This window comes from Paenibacillus sp. UNC496MF, from assembly GCF_900113915.1.
Taxonomy (GTDB): domain Bacteria; phylum Bacillota; class Bacilli; order Paenibacillales; family Paenibacillaceae; genus Paenibacillus_Z; species Paenibacillus_Z artemisiicola.
The window spans coordinates 81,272-107,917 of sequence record NZ_FORE01000014.1; the positions used below are offsets into that span (position 1 = coordinate 81,272).

General features: G+C 47.4%; 20 protein-coding genes. 6 read left to right on the forward strand and 14 right to left on the reverse strand.

Going from position 1 to position 26,646, the window contains the following annotated elements; translation table 11 throughout:
* Positions 1-92: 92 nt before the first annotated feature.
* From BMZ79_RS24700 to BMZ79_RS24735, 8 genes are all read right to left on the reverse strand, one after another.
* Complete coding sequence (locus BMZ79_RS24700) at positions 93-1,472, reverse strand: aminotransferase family protein (RefSeq protein ID WP_090645337.1); 1,380 nt, start codon at positions 1,470-1,472, stop codon at positions 93-95.
* A 60-nt stretch (positions 1,473-1,532) separates the two neighbouring features.
* The gene (locus BMZ79_RS24705) at positions 1,533-2,594 is read right to left on the reverse strand and encodes a tartrate dehydrogenase (RefSeq protein WP_090645340.1); all 1,062 of its coding nucleotides are present in this window, start codon (positions 2,592-2,594) and stop codon (positions 1,533-1,535) included.
* 16 nt (positions 2,595-2,610) lie between these two features.
* On the reverse strand, positions 2,611-4,056 hold the full coding sequence (locus BMZ79_RS24710) for an aldehyde dehydrogenase family protein (RefSeq protein ID WP_090645343.1): 1,446 nt from the start codon (positions 4,054-4,056) through the stop codon (positions 2,611-2,613).
* A 144-nt stretch (positions 4,057-4,200) separates the two neighbouring features.
* Positions 4,201-5,847 (reverse strand): type 2 periplasmic-binding domain-containing protein, encoded by a 1,647-nt coding sequence (locus BMZ79_RS24715; protein ID WP_090645348.1) that lies wholly within the window; start codon positions 5,845-5,847, stop codon positions 4,201-4,203.
* Positions 5,848-5,902: 55 nt separating this feature from the next.
* The gene (locus BMZ79_RS24720; RefSeq protein ID WP_090645352.1) at positions 5,903-6,784 is read right to left on the reverse strand and encodes a carbohydrate ABC transporter permease; all 882 of its coding nucleotides are present in this window, start codon (positions 6,782-6,784) and stop codon (positions 5,903-5,905) included.
* Between the two features lie 18 nt (positions 6,785-6,802).
* Positions 6,803-7,750 carry an ABC transporter permease gene (locus BMZ79_RS24725; RefSeq protein ID WP_371263789.1) on the reverse strand — a complete coding sequence of 316 codons (948 nt, stop codon included), beginning with the start codon at positions 7,748-7,750 and terminating at the stop codon, positions 6,803-6,805.
* 22 nt (positions 7,751-7,772) lie between these two features.
* The gene (locus BMZ79_RS24730; protein ID WP_090645354.1) at positions 7,773-8,729 is read right to left on the reverse strand and encodes a BadF/BadG/BcrA/BcrD ATPase family protein; all 957 of its coding nucleotides are present in this window, start codon (positions 8,727-8,729) and stop codon (positions 7,773-7,775) included.
* Between the two features lie 9 nt (positions 8,730-8,738).
* Positions 8,739-9,839, reverse strand: a complete 1,101-nt coding sequence (locus tag BMZ79_RS24735) for an SIS domain-containing protein (RefSeq protein ID WP_090645357.1) — start codon at positions 9,837-9,839, stop codon at positions 8,739-8,741.
* A gap of 602 nt (positions 9,840-10,441) precedes the next feature.
* On the opposite strand from BMZ79_RS24735, the gene BMZ79_RS24740 reads away from it, so the two are divergent.
* Positions 10,442-11,137: a response regulator gene (locus tag BMZ79_RS24740; RefSeq protein WP_177222315.1), complete on the forward strand. Its 696-nt coding sequence runs from the start codon at positions 10,442-10,444 to the stop codon at positions 11,135-11,137.
* 117 nt (positions 11,138-11,254) lie between these two features.
* Positions 11,255-11,335: an IS3 family transposase gene (locus BMZ79_RS35655; RefSeq protein ID WP_371263796.1), complete on the forward strand. Its 81-nt coding sequence runs from the start codon at positions 11,255-11,257 to the stop codon at positions 11,333-11,335.
* 103 nt (positions 11,336-11,438) lie between these two features.
* On the opposite strand, the gene BMZ79_RS24745 is transcribed toward BMZ79_RS35655, so the two are convergent.
* Complete coding sequence (locus BMZ79_RS24745; protein ID WP_090645362.1) at positions 11,439-12,311, reverse strand: hypothetical protein; 873 nt, start codon at positions 12,309-12,311, stop codon at positions 11,439-11,441.
* A gap of 719 nt (positions 12,312-13,030) precedes the next feature.
* Here BMZ79_RS24745 and BMZ79_RS24750 point away from each other — a divergent pair.
* Positions 13,031-14,395: a hypothetical protein gene (locus tag BMZ79_RS24750; RefSeq protein WP_143089064.1), complete on the forward strand. Its 1,365-nt coding sequence runs from the start codon at positions 13,031-13,033 to the stop codon at positions 14,393-14,395.
* Positions 14,396-14,748: 353 nt separating this feature from the next.
* A complete protein-coding gene (locus BMZ79_RS24755) occupies positions 14,749-15,765 on the forward strand; it encodes a glycoside hydrolase family 172 protein (protein ID WP_177222316.1) in 1,017 nt (338 codons plus the stop codon).
* A gap of 393 nt (positions 15,766-16,158) precedes the next feature.
* Here BMZ79_RS24755 and BMZ79_RS24760 read toward each other — a convergent pair whose 3' ends face one another.
* The 3 genes from BMZ79_RS24760 to BMZ79_RS24770 all read right to left on the reverse strand — a co-directional run bounded on the left by BMZ79_RS24760 (position 16,159) and on the right by BMZ79_RS24770 (position 19,993).
* Positions 16,159-18,027 (reverse strand): type 2 periplasmic-binding domain-containing protein, encoded by a 1,869-nt coding sequence (locus BMZ79_RS24760; protein ID WP_143089065.1) that lies wholly within the window; start codon positions 18,025-18,027, stop codon positions 16,159-16,161.
* Positions 18,028-18,111: 84 nt separating this feature from the next.
* Positions 18,112-19,014 carry a carbohydrate ABC transporter permease gene (locus BMZ79_RS24765; RefSeq protein WP_143089066.1) on the reverse strand — a complete coding sequence of 301 codons (903 nt, stop codon included), beginning with the start codon at positions 19,012-19,014 and terminating at the stop codon, positions 18,112-18,114.
* 19 nt (positions 19,015-19,033) lie between these two features.
* Positions 19,034-19,993 (reverse strand): ABC transporter permease, encoded by a 960-nt coding sequence (locus BMZ79_RS24770; protein ID WP_090645376.1) that lies wholly within the window; start codon positions 19,991-19,993, stop codon positions 19,034-19,036.
* A 397-nt stretch (positions 19,994-20,390) separates the two neighbouring features.
* Between BMZ79_RS24770 and BMZ79_RS24775 the strand changes: the two genes are divergently transcribed.
* Together BMZ79_RS24775 and BMZ79_RS24780 are read left to right on the forward strand one after the other, a co-directional pair.
* A complete protein-coding gene (locus BMZ79_RS24775) occupies positions 20,391-22,031 on the forward strand; it encodes a response regulator (protein WP_177222317.1) in 1,641 nt (546 codons plus the stop codon).
* 71 nt (positions 22,032-22,102) lie between these two features.
* Complete coding sequence (locus tag BMZ79_RS24780; protein WP_218154772.1) at positions 22,103-23,872, forward strand: sensor histidine kinase; 1,770 nt, start codon at positions 22,103-22,105, stop codon at positions 23,870-23,872.
* Between the two features lie 327 nt (positions 23,873-24,199).
* Here the strand turns inward: BMZ79_RS24780 and BMZ79_RS33760 are convergent, their stop codons facing one another.
* Entirely contained in the window at positions 24,200-24,838 is a 639-nt protein-coding gene (locus BMZ79_RS33760) for a hypothetical protein (RefSeq protein WP_143089067.1), read from the reverse strand.
* A 995-nt stretch (positions 24,839-25,833) separates the two neighbouring features.
* Complete coding sequence (locus BMZ79_RS24790; RefSeq protein ID WP_177222319.1) at positions 25,834-26,637, reverse strand: endonuclease/exonuclease/phosphatase family protein; 804 nt, start codon at positions 26,635-26,637, stop codon at positions 25,834-25,836.
* Positions 26,638-26,646 lie beyond the last annotated feature (9 nt).

Sequence of the window (26,646 nt, forward strand, 5' to 3'; positions counted from 1 at the left end):
GAACAGGAAGAGAAGCTGAAAGCCAAGCCCGTCCATTCCACGGCGCGCATGGAATGGATTTCGTACGAATCATGCGCATGGGATTTCGGTTATCAACCTAACAGTTCCTTCCGTGCATCTGCAATCGATGTCGCCAGGATGTCTATGAGCGACTCCACCTGATCCTTCTGAATGGTCAAAGGAGGACATAGGGCTATAATATCCGTATTATCAATCGTGATCGCGCGCGTGATCAGACCTCTTTCCTTCGCCTTGTCGAATACGAGCTGCGCAGCCTTTTTAGCTGCCGGAAACGCCCGTTTATCCGCCTTGTCTTCGACGAGCTCAACCGAAGCGAGCAGCCCCCGGTACGTGACGTTGCCTACAATATCCGAATCCCGCTTCAGTTGCTCGAGTCCCGCGCCAAGAACTTGGCCCATGGCGGCAGCATTCGCGACCAGATTTTCCCGTTCGATGATCTCCAGATTTTTAAGCGCCACTGCGCAAGCGGTCGGATGTCCGCTGTAGGTATATCCATGAGGCAATACCGCGGTGGACAGCTCCGCAAGTTCCCTATGCAAGCGGTCGTTCAACATCACGCCGCCAAGCGGTACGTACCCGCTCGTAATCCCTTTCGCGAACGTCATCAGGTCGGCAACCACACCCTCGTGCTCCATGCCGAACCATTTCCCCGTTCGTCCGAAGCCGGTAATGACCTCGTCGGCGATCATCAGTATGCCGTACTTGTCGCAAAGACGGCGGATTTCTTTCATGTAGCCGGGCGGCGGAACGATGACCCCGCCTGCTCCCTGAATCGGTTCGACAATAACCGCCGCCACTGTGTCAGGACCTTCCCGGAGAATCGCCTCCTCCATACTTTGCACCGCGCAGGCTGCGCCGCCTTCGGCGCAAGATTCGCACTTTCCGCAGCGATAGCTGTATGGGGCGCCCGCTTGCACGAATCCATCGGCGAGCGGTCCGCCCGTCTGGCGGAATACCGGGATGCCGGTGGCGCTCGTCGCGCCCAGCGTCACGCCATGGTAAGCGCGATAGCGGGCGATGATTTTATAGCGGTTCGTCTCGCCCTTCAATTTGAAATAATGGCGAACCAATTTAAATACAGTATCGTTCGATTCCGAGCCGCCCGATGTGAATTGGCAGACGTTCAAGTCGGCGGGCGCAAGAGACGCCACTTTCTCGGCCAGTAGGATGGCGGGCTCATGAGAAAACCGGTTGAAGGAGTGGCTGTAGGCTAACTTGCTCATTTGCTCCATAGCCGCTTGAGCCAGTTCCTGCCTCCCGTGGCCCACATTGACGTTCCAGAGGGAGGATAACCCGTCGAGATACTGTTTTCCTTCGGTATCGTACACATAAATGCCTTCGCCTCGCTGCATGATGACAGACGGTCCCTGTTCGTAATGATCCTTAATCGGGCTGGTCGGATGCAAAATATGCTTACGGTCCAATTCCCTCAATCGTTGATAATCAGCCATTATTTTCGCCTCGCATCGAATTTGTAATGAAAAGGTACAATTTAGCCGTTACGACTCTCTTTAATTCAAATGATGCAGCTTTTCCCGAATCGCGTCCCCGACTTCTTGCGTCGATGCCGTTCCGCCGACATCCGCCGTACGAATCCCGCTTTCCATGACATCTTCAATGACCTGAAGAAGCGCGGTTCCGAGTTCCTCTTCGCCAAAATAATCGAGCATCATCTTCGCCGTCCAAATCTGGCCGACGGGATTTGCGATGCCTTTGCCGTATATATCAGGCGCGGAACCGTGTACCGGCTCGAACATGGATGGATATTTGCCATCCAAATTGAGATTGATGGAAGGGGCAATTCCGATGCTTCCCATAATGGCTCCTCCAAGATCGGTCAAAATATCGCCGAACAAGTTGCTGGCCACCACCACATCGAACAGCTGCGGACGGCTGACAAAAAACGCGGCAAGCGCATCGATATGATACGAGCTGGTTTTCACTTCGGGATAGTCGGTCTGCACTTCCTTGAAAATCTGATCCCAGAACGGCATCGTATGATAAATCCCGTTCGACTTGGTCGCGCTCGTCACATGTCCTCTTCTTTTCTGTGCTAGCTCAAAGGCAAAACGCATCGCCGCTTCGGACCCTTTGCGCGTAAATACCGCGTTCTGGATCGCGATTTCATCCTCGCCTTGATGCATTCTCCCGCCAATCTCGCTGTATTCTCCTTCGCTGTTCTCCCGAACGACAATAAGGTCGAAGTTTTTGGGATTCACCAGCGGTGATGCGACGCCTTTTAATTGCTTGGCCGGGCGGAGATTGATCGTCTGGCGGAAGCCTTTGCGGATTTTCAGCAGCAATCCCCAGAGCGAGATGTGATCCGGCACGAGCCGCGGATCACCTACGGCACCGAGAAAAACGCCGTTGAAGCCCGCAAGTATGTCCAACCCGTCATCCGGCATCATTTTGCCCGTCTCGCAGTAGAATTCGCAGTTCCAAGGAAACTCGACAAAACCGAAACGAAGACCGCCGTGAATCTGTGCGATGCAGCGCAGCACTTCGAGCGCTTCCGGCATCACTTCCTTGCCGATGCCGTCGCCCGGTAGGACGGCGATTTCTAATACTTTCACGTTGTTAGCCCTCCATTCATTGACGGGCGTGCGTTACATTATGGTTAATCACGATCAACTTCATTTCCGTCATTTCCTGGGTGGCATATTTGACTCCCTCGCGGCCCATGCCGCTGTCTTTCACGCCGCCGTAAGGCATTTGGTCCACCCGAAAAGAAGGCGTATCGTTGAGCATCACACCTCCGACATGCAGTGTTTTTGCCGCGCTGAAAGCATTATGCATATTCGAGGTATAAATGCCGGCTTGCAGTCCGAAGCGCGAGTCGTTGACGTAATTCACGGCCTCCTCAACGGATTTCACCTTATTGATTAGCACCACCGGCGCAAAAGCTTCCTGGCAGGAAATTCTCGTCTCCGGATTGACTCCGAGCAACACCGTAGGCAGAACAATATTGCGTTCCGCGGTTCCCCCAGTGGCGATCACCGCACCGTTCTGTTTGGCTTCCTCAATCCAGCTCAACGTTCGCTCGACGTCTTTCCGACTGATCAAGGCGGAAAGATCGGTCTTTTCGTCCAGCGGGTCTCCGATGGTCAACTTGTGTGTCCCCTCTACGAACTTGCTGACAAACGTGTCGTAAATCGCTTCATGAACGTAAATCCGCTGTAGTGAAATGCACACCTGACCCTGGAAACTGAACGAGCTCATAACGCAACGGGCAATTATTTCGTCAATGTCAACGTCCCGATCGACGATCAACGCCGAATTCGAACCGAGTTCCAAGGTCGCCCGTTTTAACCCCGCTCGACTGCGAATTTCCATTCCGACTTCCGGACTTCCCGTAAACGTCACGGCTTTGATACGCGGGTCCGTCACGATCTTGTCCCCAACTGTCCTTCCACTTCCCGTCACAACATTTAATGCGCCGGCGGGAAGACCGGCTTCAGCAAACAATTCCGCCACGAAAAACGAACTTAGCGGGGTTTGCGAAGCGGGTTTCAAAACGACCGAGTTCCCGGCTGCAATCGCAGGCCCGACCTTATGGGCGACAAGATTCATCGGAAAGTTGAATGGCGTAATGGCGCCGACGGCTCCCAGCGGCTCCCTGACGGTGTAGGCTGTCCGGTTCTCCCCGCCAGGCGCGGCGTCAATCGCAATTTGCTCACCGTGAATGCGCCTAGCTTCCTCCGAGGAAAACTTATAGGTCGTGATCGAACGCTGCACTTCCGCGCGGGCCATGGCAATCGGCTTGGCGGCTTCCGCGGCGATCAGCCTGGCCGCCTCCTCGGCTCGCTCAGTCAGGAGCGATGTGACTTTATCCAAAATTCCAGCTCTCTGATGGCTTGGCATCGCAGCCATGACCTTAGCGGCACGATCAGCGGCGGCGATAGCAGTTTCGGTCTCCTGTATTGTAGCTTGAGGAATTTCAGCGATCGTCTCCTCTGAGTAGGGTGATTTCAGATTCTCGTAGTTGTGAGCTTCAACCCACTCGCCATCAATGAATAACTTCTTTCTTCCGCTCATTCCACATCATCCCTTCGGGGTAGTTGGCCGTTCCTCCATTCATAGCAACAATTTTCATGCCAATAATAACCCCAGTTGCAGATTTGTTATCCTGCAACTGGGGACTTCTTGTCTTTTAATTTTTTACCGGATCAATCCAACAGCCTATTTTTTCTTCAGCGCGGTAAGCTCATCTAGAACAGGCTGAATCAGTGGCATCTTTGCTTTGACCCAAGCGTTCCAGTTGGCCTCTACATCCGGTCCCTTCAAAACAATTCCAGCTAATTCTGCAGGAATGTCCATGACAGCGCGGGTACGCGCGGGTGAAGTATAGAAGTATACTTCCGGGTCAAGTTTCGCAAAAATCTTGGGATTATTGGGATCAGTGAGCTTGGTTTTCTCCACATACTGATTGCGGGCCTTATCACGCCAAATCTGCGGCAATGTTGGATTAACCAACTGATAATTGTCGCGCAGTTGGAGCAGGGAAGGCCATAAGTCGGGGATACTCTTGTATTTCTCGGAAACTTGGAGGTTCCCGTTCAAGTTAACAACCGTGCCGTCGGCATTTTTCTTCCAGTCTTTTCCCTCAATACCCAAGTTAATTAAGTCCTGCCCTTCTTTAGAGACGGACTCGTCGAGAATGTCGAGTATGCGTTCAAACTTGGCATCGTCCAGCTTCGGATTGAATATAAGAGTACCGGCGAAGTTGGGGATTTCATTAGCCCGATAAGTGCCATCATTATCCGTTAAAAACGCATAGCTCAACGCCTGGTTAGGATCAACCCCTAAATCCGAGCTCATAAAGCTGGCCTGCCGGGTGCCCACGGAGGCCATACCCGCGGCTTGATTCATCCCAGAAATGCCGGCGGTATACATTTGCGCTTCTGTTTGCTTTCCGTCTGGCAGATTGTAGAACTCAGGGTTCAACAGCCCCTCGTCATAAGCCTGCCGCCACTCCTTCAACCCCTCCAGAATATCCGGATCGGCGAGGCCCCAATGAAACACGCCGTCAGCGTCCTGGTAGAACTGAGAGACCTCCTGGTAATGCGTAGCGTTGGGCCATATAAACATCACCCAAAGCCCGACTGTGGGAACGTCAATAGGAATCAGCTTATCGCCAACTTTGCCGGGATCCTGTTCCTTGATCTTCCGCGCGATATCCATGATTTCAGGAACCGTGTAATGATCCTTTATTTCGGCGCCAACGGCACGGACCCAATCCGCACGGAACCAAATGCCATCGTGATTGATCAGTTTGTCAACCGGATAGTTGTCACCCATGATAGGCTTAAACAGAATATTGTCACTTCCCACTTGATCCGACACATATTTGGCAATGCCTGTCCTATCTTGGGTAGCGGCAATATTCGGCCACTTCTCACGCCAGCCTTTAGGCAATTCCTTAAGAAGTCCCTGCTTTACATAGGATGCATACTCGGAAGGATTATAGTTCCAGCTCCCCATATCGGCCATATCGCCGGAGTTTATCCAAATGCGAAATGTTTCACTGTTGTTATTAGATGCTACCGGCCTGATTTCCCAATCAAAGTTAAACTTATCCTTCCAGATTTTCGCAAAATCGTCGTTGTTTACGTCAAGATTGTTGTTGCCGGCCGCATACGAAATTGTCATATGCTTGGCATACTTATTTTGTTCTTGTCCCGTGGTTCCCGACGACGCCGGTGCGGATGCGGCCGGGGATTTGATCGAATTGGTCTCCTTGGTCTCATTCGATGACGAACATGCTGAGACAATACCAGCCAGCATCACCGTCACAAGCAGAGGCGCTAGCGTTTTTGTTTTGTTCATTAAAATTATCCTCCCTTTTTTCACACCATTTATATTATAAATCGACGTAATTTTGTTATTTTACCGCGCCGACCATAATACCTTTCACAAAGTGTTTTTGCAGAAACGGGAAGAACAGCATAACTGGAAGCATGGTACATATGATAGCAGCCGTTTTTACGCCCATCGCAAAATTTGATGCCAGTTCGATGGTGTCTCCGGTTTTCAACGTGTCTATTTGCGCATCGATTACAATGCTTCGCAGCACCAGTTGCAGCGGATGAAGATACCCTTTTTGAAGAAAAATCATCGGGTTAAACCATTCATTCCAGCGGTCCACTGTGTAGAACAAGGTTATCGTGGCAATTACGGGCGCGGATAGCGGTAAAACAATTCTTGTAAGAATACGCCATTCCCCCGCTCCGTCTATCCTCGCTGATTCCATAAGCGAGTCAGGCAGGGCTTTGAAGAAATTGTGCATGAGAATCATGTAAAAGGTGCTTACTGTGTTTGCCAGAACAACAGCCCACAAATTATTGGGCACCAGGTGTATATCCTTCATTAGCATATACAAGGGGATTATTCCGCCGTCAAAAATCATCGCGATCAACACAAAATAAAAGATAAACTTGCGACCAGGGAAATTTTTGCGGCTCATCCCGTAAGCAAAACTGGTGGTAAGAAATAAACTGAGCGGCAATGACATGGCCAGGAGCTTAAATGTAGTAAAATAACCGCTCGCGATGCGCCCGTCCTCAAATATCTGTCTATACGATGCCAGCGTCGGTTCCTTTGGGAAAAAAAGCAAAGGGGTTTTAATGTATTCGCTCTCGGATGTAAAGGAAATTACGATAACGCTGAAAAACGGAAACAAAACGATTAATCCCCAAATAATCAGAATAGTAGGAATGAGATAATCGCCGATCGTCTTTCTTTTCAAGCTTTTAGTTGATTTCATAAGCCCCCCGCCTCCTTTCTAGCCCATCAAGCCGTCTTTACCCATCAGCTTTGCAATGCGGTCCGCCACCAATAAAAAGGCCATATTAATTACGGAACGGAAAAGGCTTACCGCCGTTGAATACGAAAAATCCGGCGCGCTTTGGAATGAGATTTTATAAATATACATATCCAAAGTTTCAGCTACGTCGCGTACCGCCGCATTGCTCAGGTTGAAGATCTGATCAAATCCGGTGGACATCAGACCGCCCATGGTGAGGATAAACATAACAATGATCGTGGGTAAAATACTGGGTAGCGTAATGTGAAATATTCTTTGAAACCGGTTTACCCCATCAATAGCCGCGGCTTCGTATTGCTCGGCATCAATGCCAGATATGGCCGCCAGATAGATGATTGCCCCCCAGCCTGAATTCTTCCAGATCTCAGTACTGTACAGCATAGGGACAAAAATGGATTGGTTCCCCAAAAAATTAAACGATTTAAAACCAAACGCCCTAATAATGCCGTTAACAAACCCGTCGTACGACAACACCGTAATCAGGACACTTGATAGTACCACCCATGATAAAAAATGCGGAAACGTGAGTATCGTCTGTAAACCTTTTTTCATCCTAAGGAAGATCACTTCATTTAAGAGAAGGGCAACCACAATTGCCATCGGGAACTGAAAGACCATTCTTCCCAAGTTGATTTCCAAGGTGCGAATTACCGAACGCATAAACGCCTGATCCAGAAAGATATATTTGAAGTTCTCCATGCCAACCCACGGGCTACCCCATATTCCGCCGCTCGCCCGATAGCTTTTAAAAGCTAAGGTAAGTCCGCCCATGGGTCCGTAAACAAAAATGATATACCAGATAAGGCCCGGAGCCAGTAAGGTGTAAACCATCCTGTATTTCCAAGTCAATCTTAAAAGGTTTCTGAATTTTTGTGTTTGCGTTCTTTCCGTAAATGAGGCGCTCAATACTCTGGCCTCCTCCTATTGGTTATTTTTCCTCAAGCTCCGTAATAAACGGTATTCCGCCGCCTAAATAATTCAAAGCCATCTGCGCAGCGCTGTCCGCGCCGTCAACCTGTGGACATACCAGGCTGGAATTCGGGTATTCCCGCAAGAAGAGCCGCCTGTACTCATTCGCAAAGATTGCAGAGTCATGAAATACGCTACCCCACATTCCACACAAAAAAGCGGATTCTTTTTCAAATTCCAGCTTCTGAACCACCTCCCGTGCCACATTAACGAGTTCCCTGGCACCTTTGCGCAAAATATCAACGGCAGCCTCGTCGCCATCGTTTGCTGCGCTATATACCAGAGAGGCCATTTCAGGTTTAATCAGATTGCGTCGGAGGCTGTTCGCGCACTTAATCAGTTTGTTAGAGTCGAATCCGTGGAAGTGCTCGATCATATTCATCACCAATTTCGTCGTGGGAACGCTTTCATCAACCCACCTAGACATATGCTTAAGGGCCATAACGGCGAGCCACTGAGCGGAGCCTTCGTTGCCCATGATGGTGAGAGGATAGCCTCCTGAGCGCGTTATTTTTCCCTTTTCATTCCGACCGACCACAATAGAGCCGGCGCTTGAAATTGCCACGACGCCAACGCCTCCCGTCGCCCCGTAAAGCGCTACCTTTCCGTCATTCATACAGAAGATGGGACAAGGAAAGCCCAGTGCTGCGTAAAAACTCTCTACGACTAAAAGGTCTCCGGACGAATCAATACCCACAGCGCCGACGACAACGCATTTGCAGTCTTCTATATTGGCGCCGAAAGCATTCAATAGGACTTCGATCACTTCGGATACTAAGCGTGCAGCTTTTTTCTCTCCGACTATTTTGCGGTTGATCGCGCCTCTCGATTTTTCCGCCAGCGTCCTGCCTTCCAAATCCATCGCTTTAATGACATATTTCGTCATTCCGTCTTCAACGCCGATTACATATTTCATACAGAGCCATCACTTCCCCGAATCCGACGTCTTAGTGTCCATATCAGAAGTTATTGAACGTATGGCAGGGTGGCGAACGATCCCCAGTTCCTGGGTTAGCAAAGACGATATAAGCTGTCCAAAATAAATATCCACAAACGGCGACATGAATTTACTGTCTCCTGCGTTCAATCGAAGTACATGATCTCCCTGCATGGAACCGGTTCGATCAATAATGTAACTGTTTTTGCTCGCCTTGCCGGTGATGTCCGCCATTTTTTTCATCCGGACGCTGTCTTTATCTCCGGAATTAAAGAGAAATAAGGCGGTTTTTTCATTGATACAAATAGGCGGACCATGCAAAAATTCCTCAAACTCATATCCGGCGCTGGGTAAGCAAAGGGTTTCCAACACTTTCAGCGCGTCTTCCTCGCCCACGGCTGCCGCTGGTCCCTTACCCACAAACAGGAAATGCCGAGCTGTTTTTAAATCGTCCAGATGAGCACGGTAAAAGTTCTCGCACGCCTCCAGGTTTTGCTCGCCATATCCTATTGTTTTTTCCAGCAGTCCGATTTCTTTGCCATACCCCGCCGTGCTTAAATTCCCGCATAACAGCGCGGCTTCGAGCGTGGCAAGGTATAGACAAAGCACAGTTCCCGTAACGCCTCGGGTTTTTGGGCCTACAGTTTCGTCGCCCACCGAGATGTCTACAGAAAAATCTGCCATACGTGCAACGGGATTGTTCACGCCCGCTGTAAACGATACCGTTGGGACTCGGCCTCGTAGCTCTTCCAGGAAAGCCACGGTGTTAGACGACTTACCGCCCTGAGAGACTGCCAGAACAAGCGGGCGCGAACCTCGGATGACCGGCGGATTGCTCGGTGGCGCGCAGGTTATTTCCAACCCCAGAATAGTTTCCATATATTCACTTGCCGCTTTGCAGGCATTCAGGCTGGAACCGCTTCCTATCAGATAAATCCGATCCGGTTTCTGTTCATGATAATAACGTGCAAAGCCTCCAACTATTTCTTTTCTTTTAGAAAGCAGCCCCTCCATACATGAAGGCTGGCTGCGATAATATCTATACATTTCCCGCAACAAATCATGATATTGCTGCATTGCCAGTTCCATAAGAATCGCCCTTTCGATTAGTTGATTTTCATGATTTCATTCTATTTTCAACCAATTTTATTGTAAAGGATGAAGAAACTTGCGATCACAGCCTTATCTTTAAGAACTATTAAGTTTTTCGCTGACCTTGATGTTATTAAATTGATAATATTGAATATGTTTTTGTGGCATTAAGACAAAATTAACGCATTGAAAAATAGAATTTAATCATTTCCACATTTGTCAAGTATGAATTTTTATAATTCCTTATATCTATGAATAAGACTAGACTTTTTGAATCAATATTAAATAGAATAGAATCAATTTCATATACATTAATTCCACTTTCACCTTACGAACTCTATGGCACTCCCCGCCGTTAAAAGGCAAGCAACACAATCTTTGGGTGATGTCGCAGCGGTAGATATGACCTTCCTTTCAGGCAGGTTCGTCTCCCACACAAGCTTTTTTGAAAGCATTTTCAAAAATAGTGTAAGCTCCCTTAAACCGATGTAATGTCATATCCAAACGTTTCAAGCTTTGGGAGGCGAACGGAGGGGAATCATCTTATTCATGTCTTAAAAACGCGAGCTACTCAGAGCATTCGTCCGGAAGGTGATGTTATGAAAACGGCTGTTAACTCTATAAAAGTTCTAATTGTGGATGGCTCAGAACAAACACGGAATAAGCTAGCGCTCACGATGGCTAACAATCCGGCCATTGTTTTAGTTGGTTCTGTTGGTAGCGGATATGAAGCGGTGACTTTCGCTGCCAATAACGCCCCTGACGTTGCGGTAATGGATATTGAAATAGAGTCCAGACTCGCGGGACTTTATGCTATGCGCGAGATAATCAAGCTGCGGCCAAATACCAAAATTATCATCTATACTGTTCAAAATTCCGACTATTACATCTCCAACGCATTTCTATTCGGCGCGTCCGACTACCTCATAAAAGGCGTCTCTGAACCCGACTTACCCGACACCATAATACGGGCTGCGCAAAACCGCTGTATCATACACCCGGAAGCCGCGGATTATTTGAGGAAGGAATACATCCAGTTGAAAAACACCCAAGAGAATCTTGCATATACTATTCGGGTAATTCTAAAACTCACACCGTCAGAAATGGAAATACTGCACTTGTTGCGATCCGGCATGAACTATAAGGAAGTAGCTGAAGTCCGTTTTACTGAGATGACGACATTGAAGACTCATATTTCAAACCTTTTAAGGAAATTTGACAAAAAGAGTGTTGTAGAGATGCTGGAAACCATTGAACATACAGGGTTCTTTTCTCTCATTGACAGTTCAAAATAGAAGTAGGGCTGAATATGAAAAATGCTCCCTATACGGTAGACTCGACAAACTGGTTAGGATGCTTTACAAGTTCCTTTGAAGCACTAAAAAAGGACATTGAAAGGACATGATGATTAAATTCATTTTTATAATTACGAGCGATTACAAGCAAAATTAAACGGCCTCAATCCCATGAAATTCAGGACCAAGGCCGCTTAAGCGTTCTTTTCATTTTTGTACTGTCTACTTGATGAGGTACAGTTCAGAAATCCCAGTAACAACAGAGTTGGACCCATGAAAACCGATAAAGAGCAATTGCTCTTCATGTGTTGTCAAAAATCCAGGTGCGCTGCCAGGTATTGCTTTGACCCGGCGCAAGCTCCAGCTTATGAAAGGTTTCTACGCTTACTATATGATCTGCACACCACATCGTCATGCCACAGATAGCAATCGCGTCTTTTACGTCTACACGGGCGCCGGAGGCTTCATTTATCATCGACCATTCAAATATTTTGGTGCTACCAATTTGCATCTCTTCCAGCGTTATCTTTTTAGAGGCAGGTGAATATTGCGCAAAGGTAAATCCATGTCCATCACCTTTTATATGCCCGTTTAACACTTCTTTCCCCATATCTTTGATCGAATCCATTCGTATCTTGTAATCCGGCCCAAGGGCCATTGAGTTTATTGTGAGAAAATTATGGCAATATTCGCGGATGTTCAGCGGCTTTTCTCCCTCGTTCTTAACCGTGATTTGCATAATGAGCATGTTATTCTTAACCAATATATCTTTCTTTTGGCTGATTGCATAGCCATTACAAAGTCGTGGTTCCGTTATGAATCTGGCGCTGCCCTTACTTTCCTCAACACAAATGCGGTACTGCTCGGCTTCGTATCTTTCCCAGAACTTATACGGTGCGTTTTCGAACTTCTTCAAAAGACCGACGCCGAATTTGGGAAAAGGCTCGCCTATCTTCGCCTCTGCGCTGACATCGAATAAATATTCGCTGCAAAGCCCGCGTCCACCTGAAGACGGATGAGAGAGATTATTAGGCTCTGAGGCGCAGAAACGATGCACCCCATCAAGCACGATTTCGGTTATAAATCCCGCACGGTCGAAACGCGTAGTTTTATTTGGAACTTCATTCGGGTGCGCAATCTCAACACGCAAACGATTTGATTTTATTTCAAACATCGCTTCTGCTCCTTTTAATTCTTAACTTTTGTAAAACCTTCTTTTATCCAGAACGCCAGCTTGGATGACACCTAGTTCGGATATATAAGGAATTCTGTTCTCTTACCCTTATTCTTCCTCCTCCCGAGCCTTATAGAAAATACTATTTGAAAAAATAACACGCCATAATACATAATGTCGAGGATGATAATTTTCGATATCTTTAGAGTTCGTGAATAATAATTTATTTTTTCTATGCTTGACACTTGCAGCTACGCTTCATTAAAATCAAATATTTTCCGGTACATATTGAGGAGGTGTTAAAGTGCGCGGGTGTTAAACCTCGAGTCTGTTTATTCAGCTGGCAAAGCTGATGAGCCATTTACTCACATGTATTAAATCATTGTTATACTTCCATTATAACGAACATACATTCTTACCAAATCCACATTATAACACTTTCCTTTCCACCGCCCCCACCATTCGGCGCGTTCATAGCAATTTGCCACGCAGATTGCGGCTGCGCAGCCTTGGAACGTGGCTGTTTACAGCCTTCGGATATGCTGACGTCGCCTAGTTCCCAGATGGACATGCTTTATCCGTTCCTATCGGAGTGCTCCTTCCCCCCCTTGTAGGACGCAGTTGATTTTGACAAATAACAAAACTCTTTTAGACCAATCTTTTATTCCTTTGGCTTTATATAATAGACATATTCTATTATTCAAAGGGAGTGGCGTGCTTTGAATAGGGTTGATATTGACAATAAAGGTATACCCCCTCTTGCCGGAATTTGCACGTACGATGAAGCATGTAAACCTGGGTTTACTGTAGATCGAAGCGTTGAATTATTGAAGCGGTTTAATTATATTTCCAAATCACTGAACCAAATGTTATCCGCGCATCTCGCCCGCGTTCCTGAATGGGAAGTGAAATGCGCGTTCGGCTATCATCTGTGGCTCGATGCTGAACATAGCGCAGCGATACGCAAACGGGTTTCCGAAATGCGCGAACCTCCATTGGGTCTCGATCAAGTACCGGATGATAAATTGCGCATTGGGCTTGATGAAGCGATTCGCGGCGATGATACCATTGAGTTGCTTGTTGGGTTTTACCGCGTCATCCGCACGGAGATGATCAAGGCGCTAAACCGTTATCTCGATGAGATGAACCGAATTGCCGAGCATCCCACCTATCGACTACTTCGCGGCATACTGCAAGACCAAGAAGAGATGGCAGCTTGGGGTGAGCAAGCTTTGACAGCGCTAATCGATTTGCCTGAGAAAGAAAAGCTTGCGACGCATTGGGAAAATCATCTGCAAACTCTTCTAAAAGCTGCCGGCGGCATTTTTGGAGATGTCACGCCTGAGCCTTGTACGGGAACCCTGCGCTCAGATGGGCAGAAATACGAGATGGACCCAGTTCCGAGAAGAGACGAGCGGTTTACCGACCCGTACAATACGTCCGCGAAGATCGATTCTTATTTCTGGGACGAGAGCTGTTCTCCCGAAGAACGCGCGTATTCGCTCATCTATAAACGGCTCCGGGAAATGGACGTACCGGAGTGGATGGGACCTATTCTATATAAAATTGAAGGTAAACCATGGGAATACTATACGGATCTCAGCCGTCAACTATGGGATGAAACGCGGCATGCGATGCTCGGAGAAATCGGCCTTTATTTCGGAGGTGTCCCTTTCTATAAATACCCTATCCCTATAGGATCATCCATGATTTTAAACACAGAGCTTACCCCTACTGAGGCCCATCTGGTACTCTGGCGGATCGAACAAAGTCTCATGCCCAAACAAACCGGCAAGCAGAAAGAGTGGGAGATTGCAAAAGAAACCGGAAACCCGATTTCCTTATTGATCCAAGATTACGATTGGGCGGACGAGGTGCTGCATGCCCAAATCGGGCGCAAGTGGCTCATCCCTGATTACGGAAGCCTGACGGCTACGACGGAGATAGCAGATCAGGCAATGAAAGCTTGGGGGCAAGCTTCAGGTAAAGCGGCGGAATGGTCGGAGCATAAGGAATGGTGGCCGCAGTTTATGGATGAAATTAGGGAGAACGAGAAGAGGCTTGCATCCGGCAATCGTTCTTAATGATGCGGGATAGAGCGCCAGCTTGGGATTGCCGAACCAGTTAACCTGACCAAAACCGAACAGCGCCAGCAGTTGGTTAAGTAGACCCTGGTCCGTCGTTGACATGATATAGCCCCACCAGAAGCCGGCGACCATCGAACTGAGCACCGCCGGTGCGACGAAAATGATCCGCAACAAATTACGTGACTTGAGTGAGCGGTGCAGCGCAACCACGAGGGGTATGGCTAGGCCGTTATGCAGGACGGTCGTCGCAAGTATAAATCGCTCCGACTGGGATTATAAAGACGATCTGCACCTATTCCGAATGATCATGGAAGCGTTACCCTATCACTAACATCAAAGGAGAGATGAGCATGTTCCCACCTCTATATGAAATCAGAAAAGCAAACACCCGACAGTTCACAACCTTCGATCCTGCCACCAAGAGCAAGACGGTGAGAATCATGTCCGGCGAGCCTCCACGCACGATTGTAAAGAGCGACAAACCAGGCATCATCAATCGGATGTGGCTGACCTTTCCCGGATGGTTCTGGCGACATTGGGATACGCAGGCCGAGAATGAAACATCCACATTAAAGAAGCTCATCATCCGTATTTATTGGGACGGCGAGTCTCAACCGTCCGTTGAATGTCCGATCGGGGACTTCTTCGGTATTGGCCATTGCGAATTCCGGCACTTCGTCTCACGGTATATCGGAATGTCGAGCGGAGGTTTCTATTCCTACTTCCCAATGCCATATAATCAAGTGCGCATTGAGCTTGAAAACTTGCATGAGCGCATACCGCTGGATGTTTTCTTTAACGCAAACTACGAGGAATACGCGGAACTACCGAAAGATTCTGGGCGGTTTCATTGCCTCTTCCGGACGGACCGCCTTGGAGGTTCAGACCCGCTTCCTCTGGTAGATATTCAAGGACGCGGCCATTACATTGGATGCTGCCTGTCCATGCAGGGAGAGGATCTAAACTACTTGTCTTACTTAGAAGCGCCAGAATATATGTTCATTGACACGGAAGACCGCGACAACCCAACGATCGTTGGCACTGGATTAGAAGATTATTTCAATGGCGGCTGGTATTTCAGGGATGGTGAATTCTACGCAGAACTGCACGGCGTGCCGCTGAAAGATACGCTGCGTTCGATGATCAGCATGTATCGGTTCCACGAGCGTGACGCCGTCGCGTTCGAAAAAAATCTCAGCATCTCGTTTGTGAATCCATGGGAGTCGAAGCACCTGAAGCCCTACTGGTTTTCATCAACCGCCTACTGGTATCAGGATCAGGCTGCACCGCTTCCCGATAAGCTTCCCGTGGACAAGTTGATGAGCATGTACAGACGTCGCGACACGGACCATCAATCCTATCCTTAAGCGGTTGTCAAGGCATGCCTTGTCGGTTCTCGACCAGACCATGTTGTTTTAATGAACTCGCTTAGAACCGAATAAACCCGACTTCCACTTTGCGTGGAAATCGGGTTGGTGGCTAATACAACCATCCTCTCTTCGTTAACAAAAGGTAGCCGGTTAGGAATGACCGGCTACCTTTGTTCCATTTACTGGAACGGTAGCAATATTGAAATTGATGGAATTAATAACAGACTTTGAGGATTTCAACAGGCCCGAGGTTCCGCGTACCAGATCAGACTATAAGCAGGAGATATATACCGGCGATTCTTAAAACCGTACGACTGACGGATTAGGTGGCTAATCCCTTCAATAAGAATAGGAGTGAATGGATTCATCCCTATCATGCCTATAATCGACTTATTTGCCTACGCTTGTTTGATATTCGGTTATTAACTTTGTCAGGTCGGTAGTCGCCTTATCGAGTCCCAGATCCTTCAGACGCTTCATGCCTGCTTCGTAATACTTCTCGAAATTGGCATCATTATCAGCAACAATGGCTTTTGCCCACTCATTTTTCATACAGCCGATAACGCCGTCTTCACCGGTAAGCTTGCCCCACTCCGGTACTTGGTTAATGAACATACCGGTCAAATCCATCTTGATCGGACGAACCGTTGCTTGTGTAAGAACGTTCCACTCTTCTCCGTACGGATTGTCCACATTTTTCGGAGTTTCATAAATGGACTTATAGCCGCGAATCGTATCATGCGTATAAATAAGTCTGCCCAAATCAATTTGGTTCAAGTTTCCACCGCTGAGACCGTAGTAGGCTAAGTCTTTATCCGTCTGTGTGCCGAGCAGGGCGTTTTGATCAAGCGCCGGATCCTTGAACTTCCGCTTGCCGTCCTTCACTTCCCATAGTCCTGCGCTTTCTGGCCCCCAAGACATAAGAGTCTCGCCTTCTTCCGAGTATTGGAAGTCGATCCAGTTCAGGATCTGCTTTAGTTCGTCCTCGGGTACGCTCTTGGAGATCATAATAAAATTTCCGCCGCGTGGATCTTGGAAGTCATATTGCGGAGAATCGGCAATCGTATTCGCAGGCGCCTGGATAAGGCGGTACTGGAACTTCTCCCCGTTCTTCTTCAGCGTATCGTTGAGTGCATTGATATCCTGCCAAAAGTGCGTAACGGCGTATTGGCCGTTATTCAGCTTACTGGTACGCTGGTCATCGCTCATTGTGAACGTTTCTTGATCCATGAGTTTATTCTGATATGCCGTATGCAGCCATTTCAAGTAATTCTTGTAGTCCTCTGTAGCCGGAGCCCAGTAAACCGTGTTCTTCTCATCGTCCCACACCGGACCACTGGATCCTCCCGCAAACCCCCACGCCTGCGACCATGGACCGATCCACCAGCCCTGCGTCCACATATCGAGCGGCACGACATCTTTGCCGTTTACTGTCTTCATGTTCATGTCCTTTGATTTCTGAAGGAAATCCATCAGATCATCCGGTGTCCTCATATTAACCTTCATATCGTCATACGAGAGTTTTCCGTTCTTCTTCAGCGCATCGCCAAGCTCAGCGACCGATTTAGCACTTGGATCATACGCTTTCAAAATATCGTCACGTACGACCAGTTGCCATGCACCGTTTCCGGATGAGTTCTTCTCAAACGTCGTTCCTTTAAGCTCTGGCGCATTGGTCGTATTCGCAGCAACATCGCTTGGAATGCCGTAGATTTTGCCGCCGATCTTCGTCGAATCCCATGCATCCTTCGTTACCCGCTTCAATACATTAGGTGCGTATTTCGCTAAGTAATCATCCAAATTCCATACTTTATCTGCCTCAACGAGCTTCTTAATAATGTCTTCGGAGCTGCTCCTCTGTGCATAAATCACATGCGGCAGATCGTCTGTTGCCAGGTACATATTGAGACGCTCTAAGCCCGTAACGCCATTATTGACAATAATATCTTTTTGAGTGAAATTGACTTTGGTAATCTTCTTAATTTCAGGAGATACGACATCTTCCGAAGGGCCCTTTGTCGGTGCCGTGTCAGCCCAGGTGTACCAGACTTTCAGATTCAAATCCTTCTCAGGAACATATTTGCCATCTGTCGCGGAGGCACTATTGTTCGTTGTGTCAGCTTCATTCGCATTCGTTCCTTGGTTTGCAGACGTATTATTGCCTCTATTGGCATTGCCGTTGCCGCTGCAACCGGATAGCAGCGAGACCGCCAAAATAAGCGCCGCCCCCGAGCTAACCACTTTTGCAGAACTCTTCACTTCGATTTCCCCCAGTCTTATTGTTATTTATGCAATACAGTCAGTTTCCCCACCTATGCCGGTAAACTGCTTGTTGCCCAGAGCCTACTCCTTCACTGCGCCAATCATCATGCCCTTAATAAAATACTTCTGAAGAAATGGATAGATCACGATAATCGGGAATACCGTAACGACCGTCGTCGCATTGCGAATCGACTGTGGCGTAACCTGCCTTAAGTTCGTCATACCTGGCTTATAGTTCTTCAATTCATCCAGGAAGTTCGACATGTCCTGCGACTTGACAATTCGCATGAGAATGAATTGAAGCGTATTCAATTTCGCATTCGTGATGTACAGCAGGTTTGTAAAGAAATCATTCCAATGGCCAACGCCGATAAACAAACCGAGCGCGGCAATCATCGGCATCGCCAGCGGGAGCATGATACGGAAGAAGATCATCACATCGGAAGCTCCGTCGATCCTCGCGGATTCCTCCAGACTCTCCGGTATCGTGTAGAAGTACGTTCGCATGATGATCATATTAAAGAAGCTGAAAGCCCCCGGGATGATATAGACAAAGAAACTATTGAGCAGATGAAGGTCATGCATGATGATAAAGTTGGATACGAGCGTTCCACCGATAAACATCGGTATCGTCATGAAAACGAGTATAGCGCTTCTTCCGAGCAGCTTCTTCTTCGACAGTGCATAGGCTGCCAGCGAAGTGATTAATAGGCTCAGAAGTGTACCGAACAACGTCCTGCTTATCGTGATTACCCCAGCCTGAAGCAAATCTTTATTTTGGAATACAGTCTTGAAGTTCTCGAAGGTTACGTCGCGGGGAAAGATTGTTATGCCACCCAGCGCGGAATCATTCCCCTCATTAAGAGCTATTGCCAGCACGTTCAGAAATGGATAAAGCGTGATAGAGCAGAGCAGTAGCATGGCGCAGACATTGAATGCATCAAAAACTTTCTCAGACATTGGTCTGCTTATTGCATTATTCACAGGTGTCCCTCCCTTCTCCTTACCAGATCGAAATCTCTGTAAACTTCTTAGAAAGCTTGTTGGATACGACGAGGAGAATGAAGGAGATGACGCCCTGGAACAGACCGACCGCTGTCGCAAACGGGAATCTGGCCTTCTCAATGCCCTCTGTAAATACGTAAGTTTCGAGCACGTCCACTTTATCCTGGATATGGACGTTAATGAGGTTGTACACCTGATCGAAGTTCGTTCCGAAAATATGGCTCAAACTTAGAATGAGCAAAATCATAATAGTCGGCAGAATGCCTGGCAATGTAATATGCAGTACCCGCTTCAGCTTGCCTGCCCCGTCAATCGCTGCCGCTTCATAGAGTTGTTCGTCGATGCCGCTAAGTGCAGCCAGGAAGATAATCGTATTCCAGCCGATCTCTTTCCAAATGTTCGAGATGACAACTACAGGCAGAAACCATCCTGCCTTCGCCTGAAACATGACAGGCTCTCCCCCATAGAGATACATCTTGATTTCATTGAACAAGCCCCCATCAATCGAAGTCATTTCCTTATAGAAGCCCAGTATGATGACCCACGAGATAAAATGAGGCAAATACGAAATGGTCTGAACCGTCCGTTTAAAGACCATGCTGCGCAGCTCATTGAGGAGTAAGGCAAGCAAGATCGGCGCCGGAAAAGTAAAGATGAGGTTACATGTACTCAAGATGACCGTATTTTTAATAACGAGTAACGAATGAGGGTCCTGGAAAAGCTCCTTAAAGTGCTTGAAGCCTACGAAAGGGCTTCCAAAAAATCCTTTCACAATGTCATAATCCTGGAACGCAATAATGTTGCCAAACATAGGCAAATACGAAAAAACGAAGGTCAGCACGACCGCGGGCGTGACAAACAATAACAGCCACTTCTGGCTCCTTATCGTACGTAGAAGCTGTCTTCGCTTCACACCCGGCACCTGATCGTTCACTTCCGGCTTGGTTGCCAGTTCCATTCCCTTCACCGTCCAATACGGATTTGCGTGATGATTGTTGTGAGATGAGTCTAATTATGGCGGGCTGACGACGTCGATTCAATATACCATAAATTGAAATATGTTGGTTTACATCTGAATCACTGTAGCTTAATGTGTAAGATTTGTAAGTAGACGAATTTATTCTATAACAAATCGATGAATTCTAATATTGACCAAAATCATCCATATTCTGTTATTTCATAAAACAAGAGAAACACTTGAAAACCGTTGTATTCCTATGTCAAAATACATTAAAGATTTGATCTTACGCTGGTGAAGGGAAAACTCGCAAAAAAGGAAAGCGCTTTCTTAATATGAGAGTGCTTCATAATTGTAATGTCATACTTATCTCGATTATGTGATGAAGGAGTCTGTCATGGATCATTATGCGCTCAAACTATTGATTGTTGACGACAAGCCAGCAGAACGTGAAGGCATACGGGACATTTTCAACTGGGGCAGCATCGGAATCCACATTGTCGGCGAAGCGGAGAACGGCAGAGAAGGGATCGAGAAAGCAAGGCAGCTGCTTCCAGATATTATCATCACGGATATCGTCATGCCCCAATTCGACGGCTTCAAAATGATCGAGGAGATACGTACCTTCCTCCCCGACATCAAAGTTATCTTTATGAGCTGTTTCGATAACTTTAATTTTGTGAAATCTGCAATTGACCTTGATGCGATGGGCTATGTACTCAAGCCGGTTATCTCCGGAGAGCTGCTGGCTACGGTAAGCAAAGTGACCGGCATCCATATCCGCGAGTTAGAGCGACGCAAGGAAGAAGAGGACTTGCTAAGACGGCTGAGGGAGAGTCTCCCTATTTTGCGAGAGCAATTTTATAAGGATATTCTGATCGGCAAATTCGAATCGAGCCACGAGGTCTGGGACAAGAACAAGTTCCTTGACGCACGCCTGATGCCGGGTCAGTTCATTGTCATGATGACAGAGCTTGACAGCTCCGGCGGAAAGCTCGGCGAATCGTCCGAAATTTCTAAGCAGCTGCTTCACATGCAGGTCGCCGAGTGCATCGAGAAGATTTGTATGGAATTGGGTCTCGGCAGCAGCTTCTGTATCACCGCGATGGATAAAGCGAGATTCGCGATTATTCTGAATCATTCGGAGGAAAGCGCCAAGGACTTCACGACAGAGGCGTTGGCAGACAAGCTGAAAAGCGGCATTTACAGTCAGTTCGGACTAGAACTTGCCATCGGCGTAAGCAGTTCGACTACAGACATCTTACAAATCGGACGCCGCTATCAGGAGGCTTGCGATGCGCTAAAATTCAAGTCTTATCTTGGTGCCAATCAGACGATCAATTATACCGACATCTACAGTGACAGCAGTCCAAATGAACTCAACACGTTTAACGCCGTCGCCGTACAGAACGAATTGAAATATCTACTCAAAACCGGCGAGCGCTCCGATATCAGCAAGTTCGTCGACGAACTGTTTCACCATGATAGAGACGAGATGAACCGCCAGTACATTCAGTTCGTTTGTATCAGCGTCATTTCTTATATCCAGATGCATCTTATCGAGCTGAACGAAAGCTTAAGCAGTATTTTTGATAATGAATTCATTGTCTTCGAGAAGATCTCGCAGATGCACACGATCCCTGAACTGCAGCAGTGGCTGAAATCCCTGATTGAGTCTGTCAGCCTTCATTTGAATTCGAAACATCACAAGAAAAACAAGAAAGTGATCGATACAATTCTGGCCTTTATGGAGGGGCATTATTTCGAAGAGTTATCTGTACCGAGCATTGCCTCGAAGGTGTACTTGAGTCCTTGCTATACGAACTATATCTTTAGGAAAGAAACCGGTGAAACGCTCATGGAGCACCTCGCCGGCATCCGAATTGAGGAAGCCAAGAAGCTGCTAAGAGGCTCGCTACTGAAGGTATACGAGATTTCTGAGAAGGTCGGTTACAAAAACAATTCCTATTTCAGCACGGTATTCAAGGAAAGATGCGGCATGACACCGCTCGAATATCGCGACCGAGGCGTCGTATGATCAACTTTCGGAAAGTTCATCGCAATTTTACGTTTAATCTCAAGCTCCGCTATAAGCTATCTCTCGTTTATATGGCGGTTATTATTGTTCCGATCGTCGTTGTCGGCGAATATTCCTATCAAAAGTCGGAAGGCTTTATGATTAAAGAGGCCGAATCTTCACTAGAGAAGGAACTGAACCAGGTGACAGAGGATATTAATTATAAGCTGGATTTAAGCCGCAAGGAGAGTGATGCCCTCTTTAATAACAAGCAGCTTCGAACCGCGCTTATGACCGATTTCAGTCAGGATATTCAAGGGCTAAACGAGGCCTATATCGATGTAATCGATCCAACCTTCTATAATCTTCGGCTCATTCAGCCGTCAGCCGACATTATGATCTATACGACCAACCAGTCGCTGCTGAGTGGTAATCGAAACATCGCCAGCATTGATGAAATTGCAGACAACCCTAATTACAAAAAGCTGCTGAACAATGAGATCCAGTTCTCCTGGCTCCCTACCTCTTCAATGATAAAAGTCAACCAAAACAGCGAGCTCGGTTATTACACCCTACGCGATAAAGCCGGGAGCACGGACAAGCAATATGAAAAGATCCTTACATTCTCAAGAAGCATTAATAGCTATAACGGTTCGTTGCTGGGCATTGCCGATATGTATATACCAGTCAAAATGCTGGACGATGTATTCAAAAATTTGAAGCTGTCCGAGGAATGCGCTGGGATCTACATCGACGAGCGTCGGCAAGTGCTTACGAGCTTTGGACATGGATCGATTGCAGACAGCTCCATCAACACCGTTCTGTCTACCAGCAGCAGGTTCGGCACGATCAAGGACAAGGATCATATTCTCGTATACGGAAAGACACCGCTTAATCATGCCACGATTTTAATCTCATATCCGAAGAGCTATATTACGGATCAAATTGCTTCCATTCGCAATATCACTCGGCTGACGATTGTATTATCGATTGTGCTGGTCGCCATTATTTCGTTCCTCCTGGCGAATCTCATTACGAAGCGTCTCGACAAGCTGATGGATAAGATTAAGCATATCCGTGATACCGGTAATACAGATATTACGTTTAATACGCCAGGTCATGATGAAGTAGCGGATATCGGCAAGCTGCTGAACACGATGATCTCTCGAATTAATAAGCTGACAGAGAAACAGTTGGAAGCAGAAGTTGCGAAGAAAGCGATGGAGATGGAAATTCTCCAGGCGCAGATTAACCCCCACTTCCTGTACAACTCCCTGTCCTCTATGAAATGGGCGGTGAACACGCCGAAATACAAAGATCTCGACGGAGTCATCGATTCGCTTGTCCGCTTCTACCGGCTGAGCTTGAATAAGGGAAAAGAAACGATCCGGGTTCGGGATGAACTACAGCTCATTAGGGAGTACGTCAATGTGCAGAAGTTCACCTATGACGCCAATTATAAGGTAGAATGGGACATCGATGAACAGGTAGCTGACTGTGCCTGCATGAAGCTTATTTTGCAGCCTTTCGTGGAGAACGCCATCCTGCACGGATTGAACCCGAAGAAGACTGGCGGTCTTCTGCGGATTGCAGCCTATCTCGAAGGCAGCAGCATTTTCTTCATCATTGATGATAACGGTTTAGGCTTCGATGCAAGAACGCTGAATTCCAGCGCCTCCTCTGAGCTTCAGCAGCTGTATAAGGGCTTCGGTATCGAAAATTCTCGTAAACGGATTAAGCTTGCTTACGGCGATCAATACGACGTCACCATTAAAAGCCAGCCGTCCGCAGGGACGCGAGTCATAATCGAAATTCCTGCAGCAGGCCCTGCTACGTTCAAGAAGCAGTCCAGTCAGATATAAATAAGTGACAAATAGATTTACCAGCCTGGTGTATGTTCACTTAGCTCCAAAAGCTTTGTCTTCAATAGCCTTATGCGAACCTCCTATATGCAATACATCACTTTTCTGCGCAACGATAGGCCGAGCAATTGCTGCTTGACCCCGTTATTAGCATTACCGCAGTTGCCATGGAAACCGGCTTTGAACATCCCAGCTATTCCATGTCGGGTAAAGCCGCGTGCAACTCCATCAGAAATCAAGTTTATGTAATCAACTAGAATTACCTCATGTTTTTGTCATTGGAAATACATTGTGAAAGTATGTGCTCCTAAATAGTATCAAATTTCTTTAGTTAATTGTCGCACTCCATGGCATATCAACCTCACCAAAGCCCACTGCTCCTTGAATCTGTTTCTGTTTTACAAGTCCAACTTTCTTTGCATAGTAATCCAACATATCAAATACCGTAAAACGGTGAAATTGGGCATTGAATAATGGTTCGTTTCGAGAGTCGGGTATAATCGGTCTAAGAACCATCCCTACCTTACCCGCTCCATCTCCATTTTCGTTAACGAGCACATTAAAATTAATGAATTCGTTAAAACCATCCGCTACGGCGATAACAGTCACTATACCCATATTCTTAGTTGGAAATCGTCGATCAATAGGAGTATTAATTTTCATGCTCCACTCCCCCTTACTATCCGTTATACCGTTTCCAACAATTTTTCCATTGCAATCAATGATTATTAAGCGAGCATTAGGAATAGGTTTAAACGACGCATCACTGAAAGGTTTATCTTTCGTTCCGTATCCATCTAAGACATACGTAACTTTAACATCCATACGAGCTTCAGCTCTATTTTTTGTCGGTGTATTTTCAGTGTAACCTTTCGAAGGTGTGTTTTTCTGTGCCGAATCAGCATGAACTGTTGAAGCACCAACTAGTAGGATACTACCTAACATCACGGACAGTATTCTTTTCATAATTCCACCTCGAGTTTATTTTTTCCCATTTTGATGGGTATTCTTCGTTAGTCTGTCCGTTAAGTAATGAAACCATCTCAATTCTGCACGGGTTGTCGTTTCCCCTCGTTTATCTGTACACCGGTCATGAAAGAATATTGATGGGCTCGTCTATGTTTACGGTCGGCGCCAAGCCATATCGGCTGCTCGCCGCTTTCCTCAGATCGCTGCTGTGTATATAGGTCTGCATGCCAAGCATCTATGCACTGTTAGGCTTGATGTCGGCCTCGATCGATTCGTGCTTGTGATGATAAGCTCCGGCCGGTAGCCGCTTATTAAAATCATATAAGAATAAAAAAACGGCAGCCGGTCATTAACCGGCAACCGTTTCTTTTGCTGTACACCTAGCGCCTTGCATCCTATTAACGTTCTATTTGTTGGCGTCGATCGGAATGGCTAACGTCTTCTGATAAGATTTCATATAGTGGAAGCCAGTTAACAGAAGAAATTCCGGCTTATCCGTTGTTTGCACGGAATACGTCTGCTCCCAGAACACATTATTATTCCCCAGATCCCATGCGCGCTTGTGATATCGAAGCGATTGACACTCGCTTGCCGCCGGCTTGTACGATTAACTGGTCGGTGTCGGTTGCGTAAACTGCGCCCGTGCGATGACGATATCGTAACCAGACGCGGTCTTGGTCACGCTACGAATGAATAACTTCTCCGTATTGATTCGGGACGATTGATCCGAAGGCGATGTCAGCGAAATCGGCTCCGACACCTTTAACCGGGGAAGCTGTCGAGTACGATGTCTAACGATTCAATCTTATCCATCGGAAGTACGTTGTAAACGAGTTCAAACAAAAAAGCAGCCTCGCAGGCTGCTTCATCATCGTCAGGAAGTAGTCTATGTCTTTCTAAGCTCCACATCAGGCTCGACTGGTACTATGGAAACAACAAGCACAGAAGAGACGTGGACAATTGCTCCGCTTTCTTCTGCGCTAGTTGGTTAACTACTTAATAATGTCTGGACTCAACCGCAGTCGTGCCACCACCGGATAATGATCCGAAGGAAACTTGCCGTCGATGCGGCGCCGGTCGATCTCGGCGGAGAGAACAGTAATGTCTGGCGTGACGAAAATATAATCAATCGTCTCGCCCTCCGTATTCCCAGAGAAATTCGGATTAGCGGACGTGCCTACAGGGCCGTCAATCACGGCGTATGTATCCCGCATATCCACGAAGTCGTCCGTGACGGGCGCCTCTCCTCGCATGATGCGAACCACGATCTCCCCCGGGGTGGAGTTGAAATCTCCCATAAGGATGATGGGCAAATGCTTACGTTCGCGCATTTCTTGGATCCGGCTCCAAATCAACTTGATCCCCATTTCCTTCGCGAGCGCGCCTTTATGATCCAGATGCGTATTGAACACGACGAACTCGGTGTCGTCCCTTAGATACCGCATATGCGCCCATGTGCAGACGCGGGGCAGCGAAGTATCCCAGCCCATACTAGGCGTTCCGGGACGCTCCGACAACCAAAAGGTGCCGTGCTCAAGCATCGCTACGTCTGCCTTCTTATAAAAGATCGCACAGTGCTCGTCCTCGCTGCCTCCCCGACGTCCCTCGCCGACCCAGGCAAACTCATCCAGCCGCAGCTCTTCCAGCATATGGGCGCGCATTTCCTGAGTGCCGACGATTACCGGCTCATGATCCCGAATCATTCGATTCGCCTGACCAGAACGGTAAACCCAGTCGTTATCGCCGTCCTTTGACGTGCTCGTCCGCAAGTTGTAGGTCATGACTGTCATTTCCATTCGCAATCT

Bases quoted from the DNA above. Each gene is read 5' to 3' on its own strand.
- BMZ79_RS24700 (WP_090645337.1), bottom strand. From the start codon at position 1,472: ATGGCTGATTATCAACGATTGAGGGAATTGGACCGTAAGCATATTTTG.
- BMZ79_RS24710 (WP_090645343.1), bottom strand. From the start codon at position 4,056: ATGAGCGGAAGAAAGAAGTTATTCATTGATGGCGAGTGGGTTGAAGCT.
- BMZ79_RS24715 (WP_090645348.1), bottom strand. From the start codon at position 5,847: ATGAACAAAACAAAAACGCTAGCGCCTCTGCTTGTGACGGTGATGCTG.
- BMZ79_RS24720 (WP_090645352.1), bottom strand. From the start codon at position 6,784: ATGAAATCAACTAAAAGCTTGAAAAGAAAGACGATCGGCGATTATCTC.
- BMZ79_RS24730 (WP_090645354.1), bottom strand. From the start codon at position 8,729: ATGAAATATGTAATCGGCGTTGAAGACGGAATGACGAAATATGTCATT.
- BMZ79_RS24735 (WP_090645357.1), bottom strand. From the start codon at position 9,839: ATGGAACTGGCAATGCAGCAATATCATGATTTGTTGCGGGAAATGTAT.
- BMZ79_RS24740 (WP_177222315.1), top strand. From the start codon at position 10,442: ATGAAAACGGCTGTTAACTCTATAAAAGTTCTAATTGTGGATGGCTCA.
- BMZ79_RS24745 (WP_090645362.1), bottom strand. From the start codon at position 12,311: ATGTTTGAAATAAAATCAAATCGTTTGCGTGTTGAGATTGCGCACCCG.
- BMZ79_RS24755 (WP_177222316.1), top strand. From the start codon at position 14,749: ATGTTCCCACCTCTATATGAAATCAGAAAAGCAAACACCCGACAGTTC.
- BMZ79_RS24770 (WP_090645376.1), bottom strand. From the start codon at position 19,993: ATGGAACTGGCAACCAAGCCGGAAGTGAACGATCAGGTGCCGGGTGTG.
- BMZ79_RS24775 (WP_177222317.1), top strand. From the start codon at position 20,391: ATGGATCATTATGCGCTCAAACTATTGATTGTTGACGACAAGCCAGCA.
- BMZ79_RS24780 (WP_218154772.1), top strand. From the start codon at position 22,103: ATGGCGGTTATTATTGTTCCGATCGTCGTTGTCGGCGAATATTCCTAT.
- BMZ79_RS33760 (WP_143089067.1), bottom strand. From the start codon at position 24,838: ATGAAAAGAATACTGTCCGTGATGTTAGGTAGTATCCTACTAGTTGGT.
- BMZ79_RS24790 (WP_177222319.1), bottom strand. From the start codon at position 26,637: ATGGAAATGACAGTCATGACCTACAACTTGCGGACGAGCACGTCAAAG.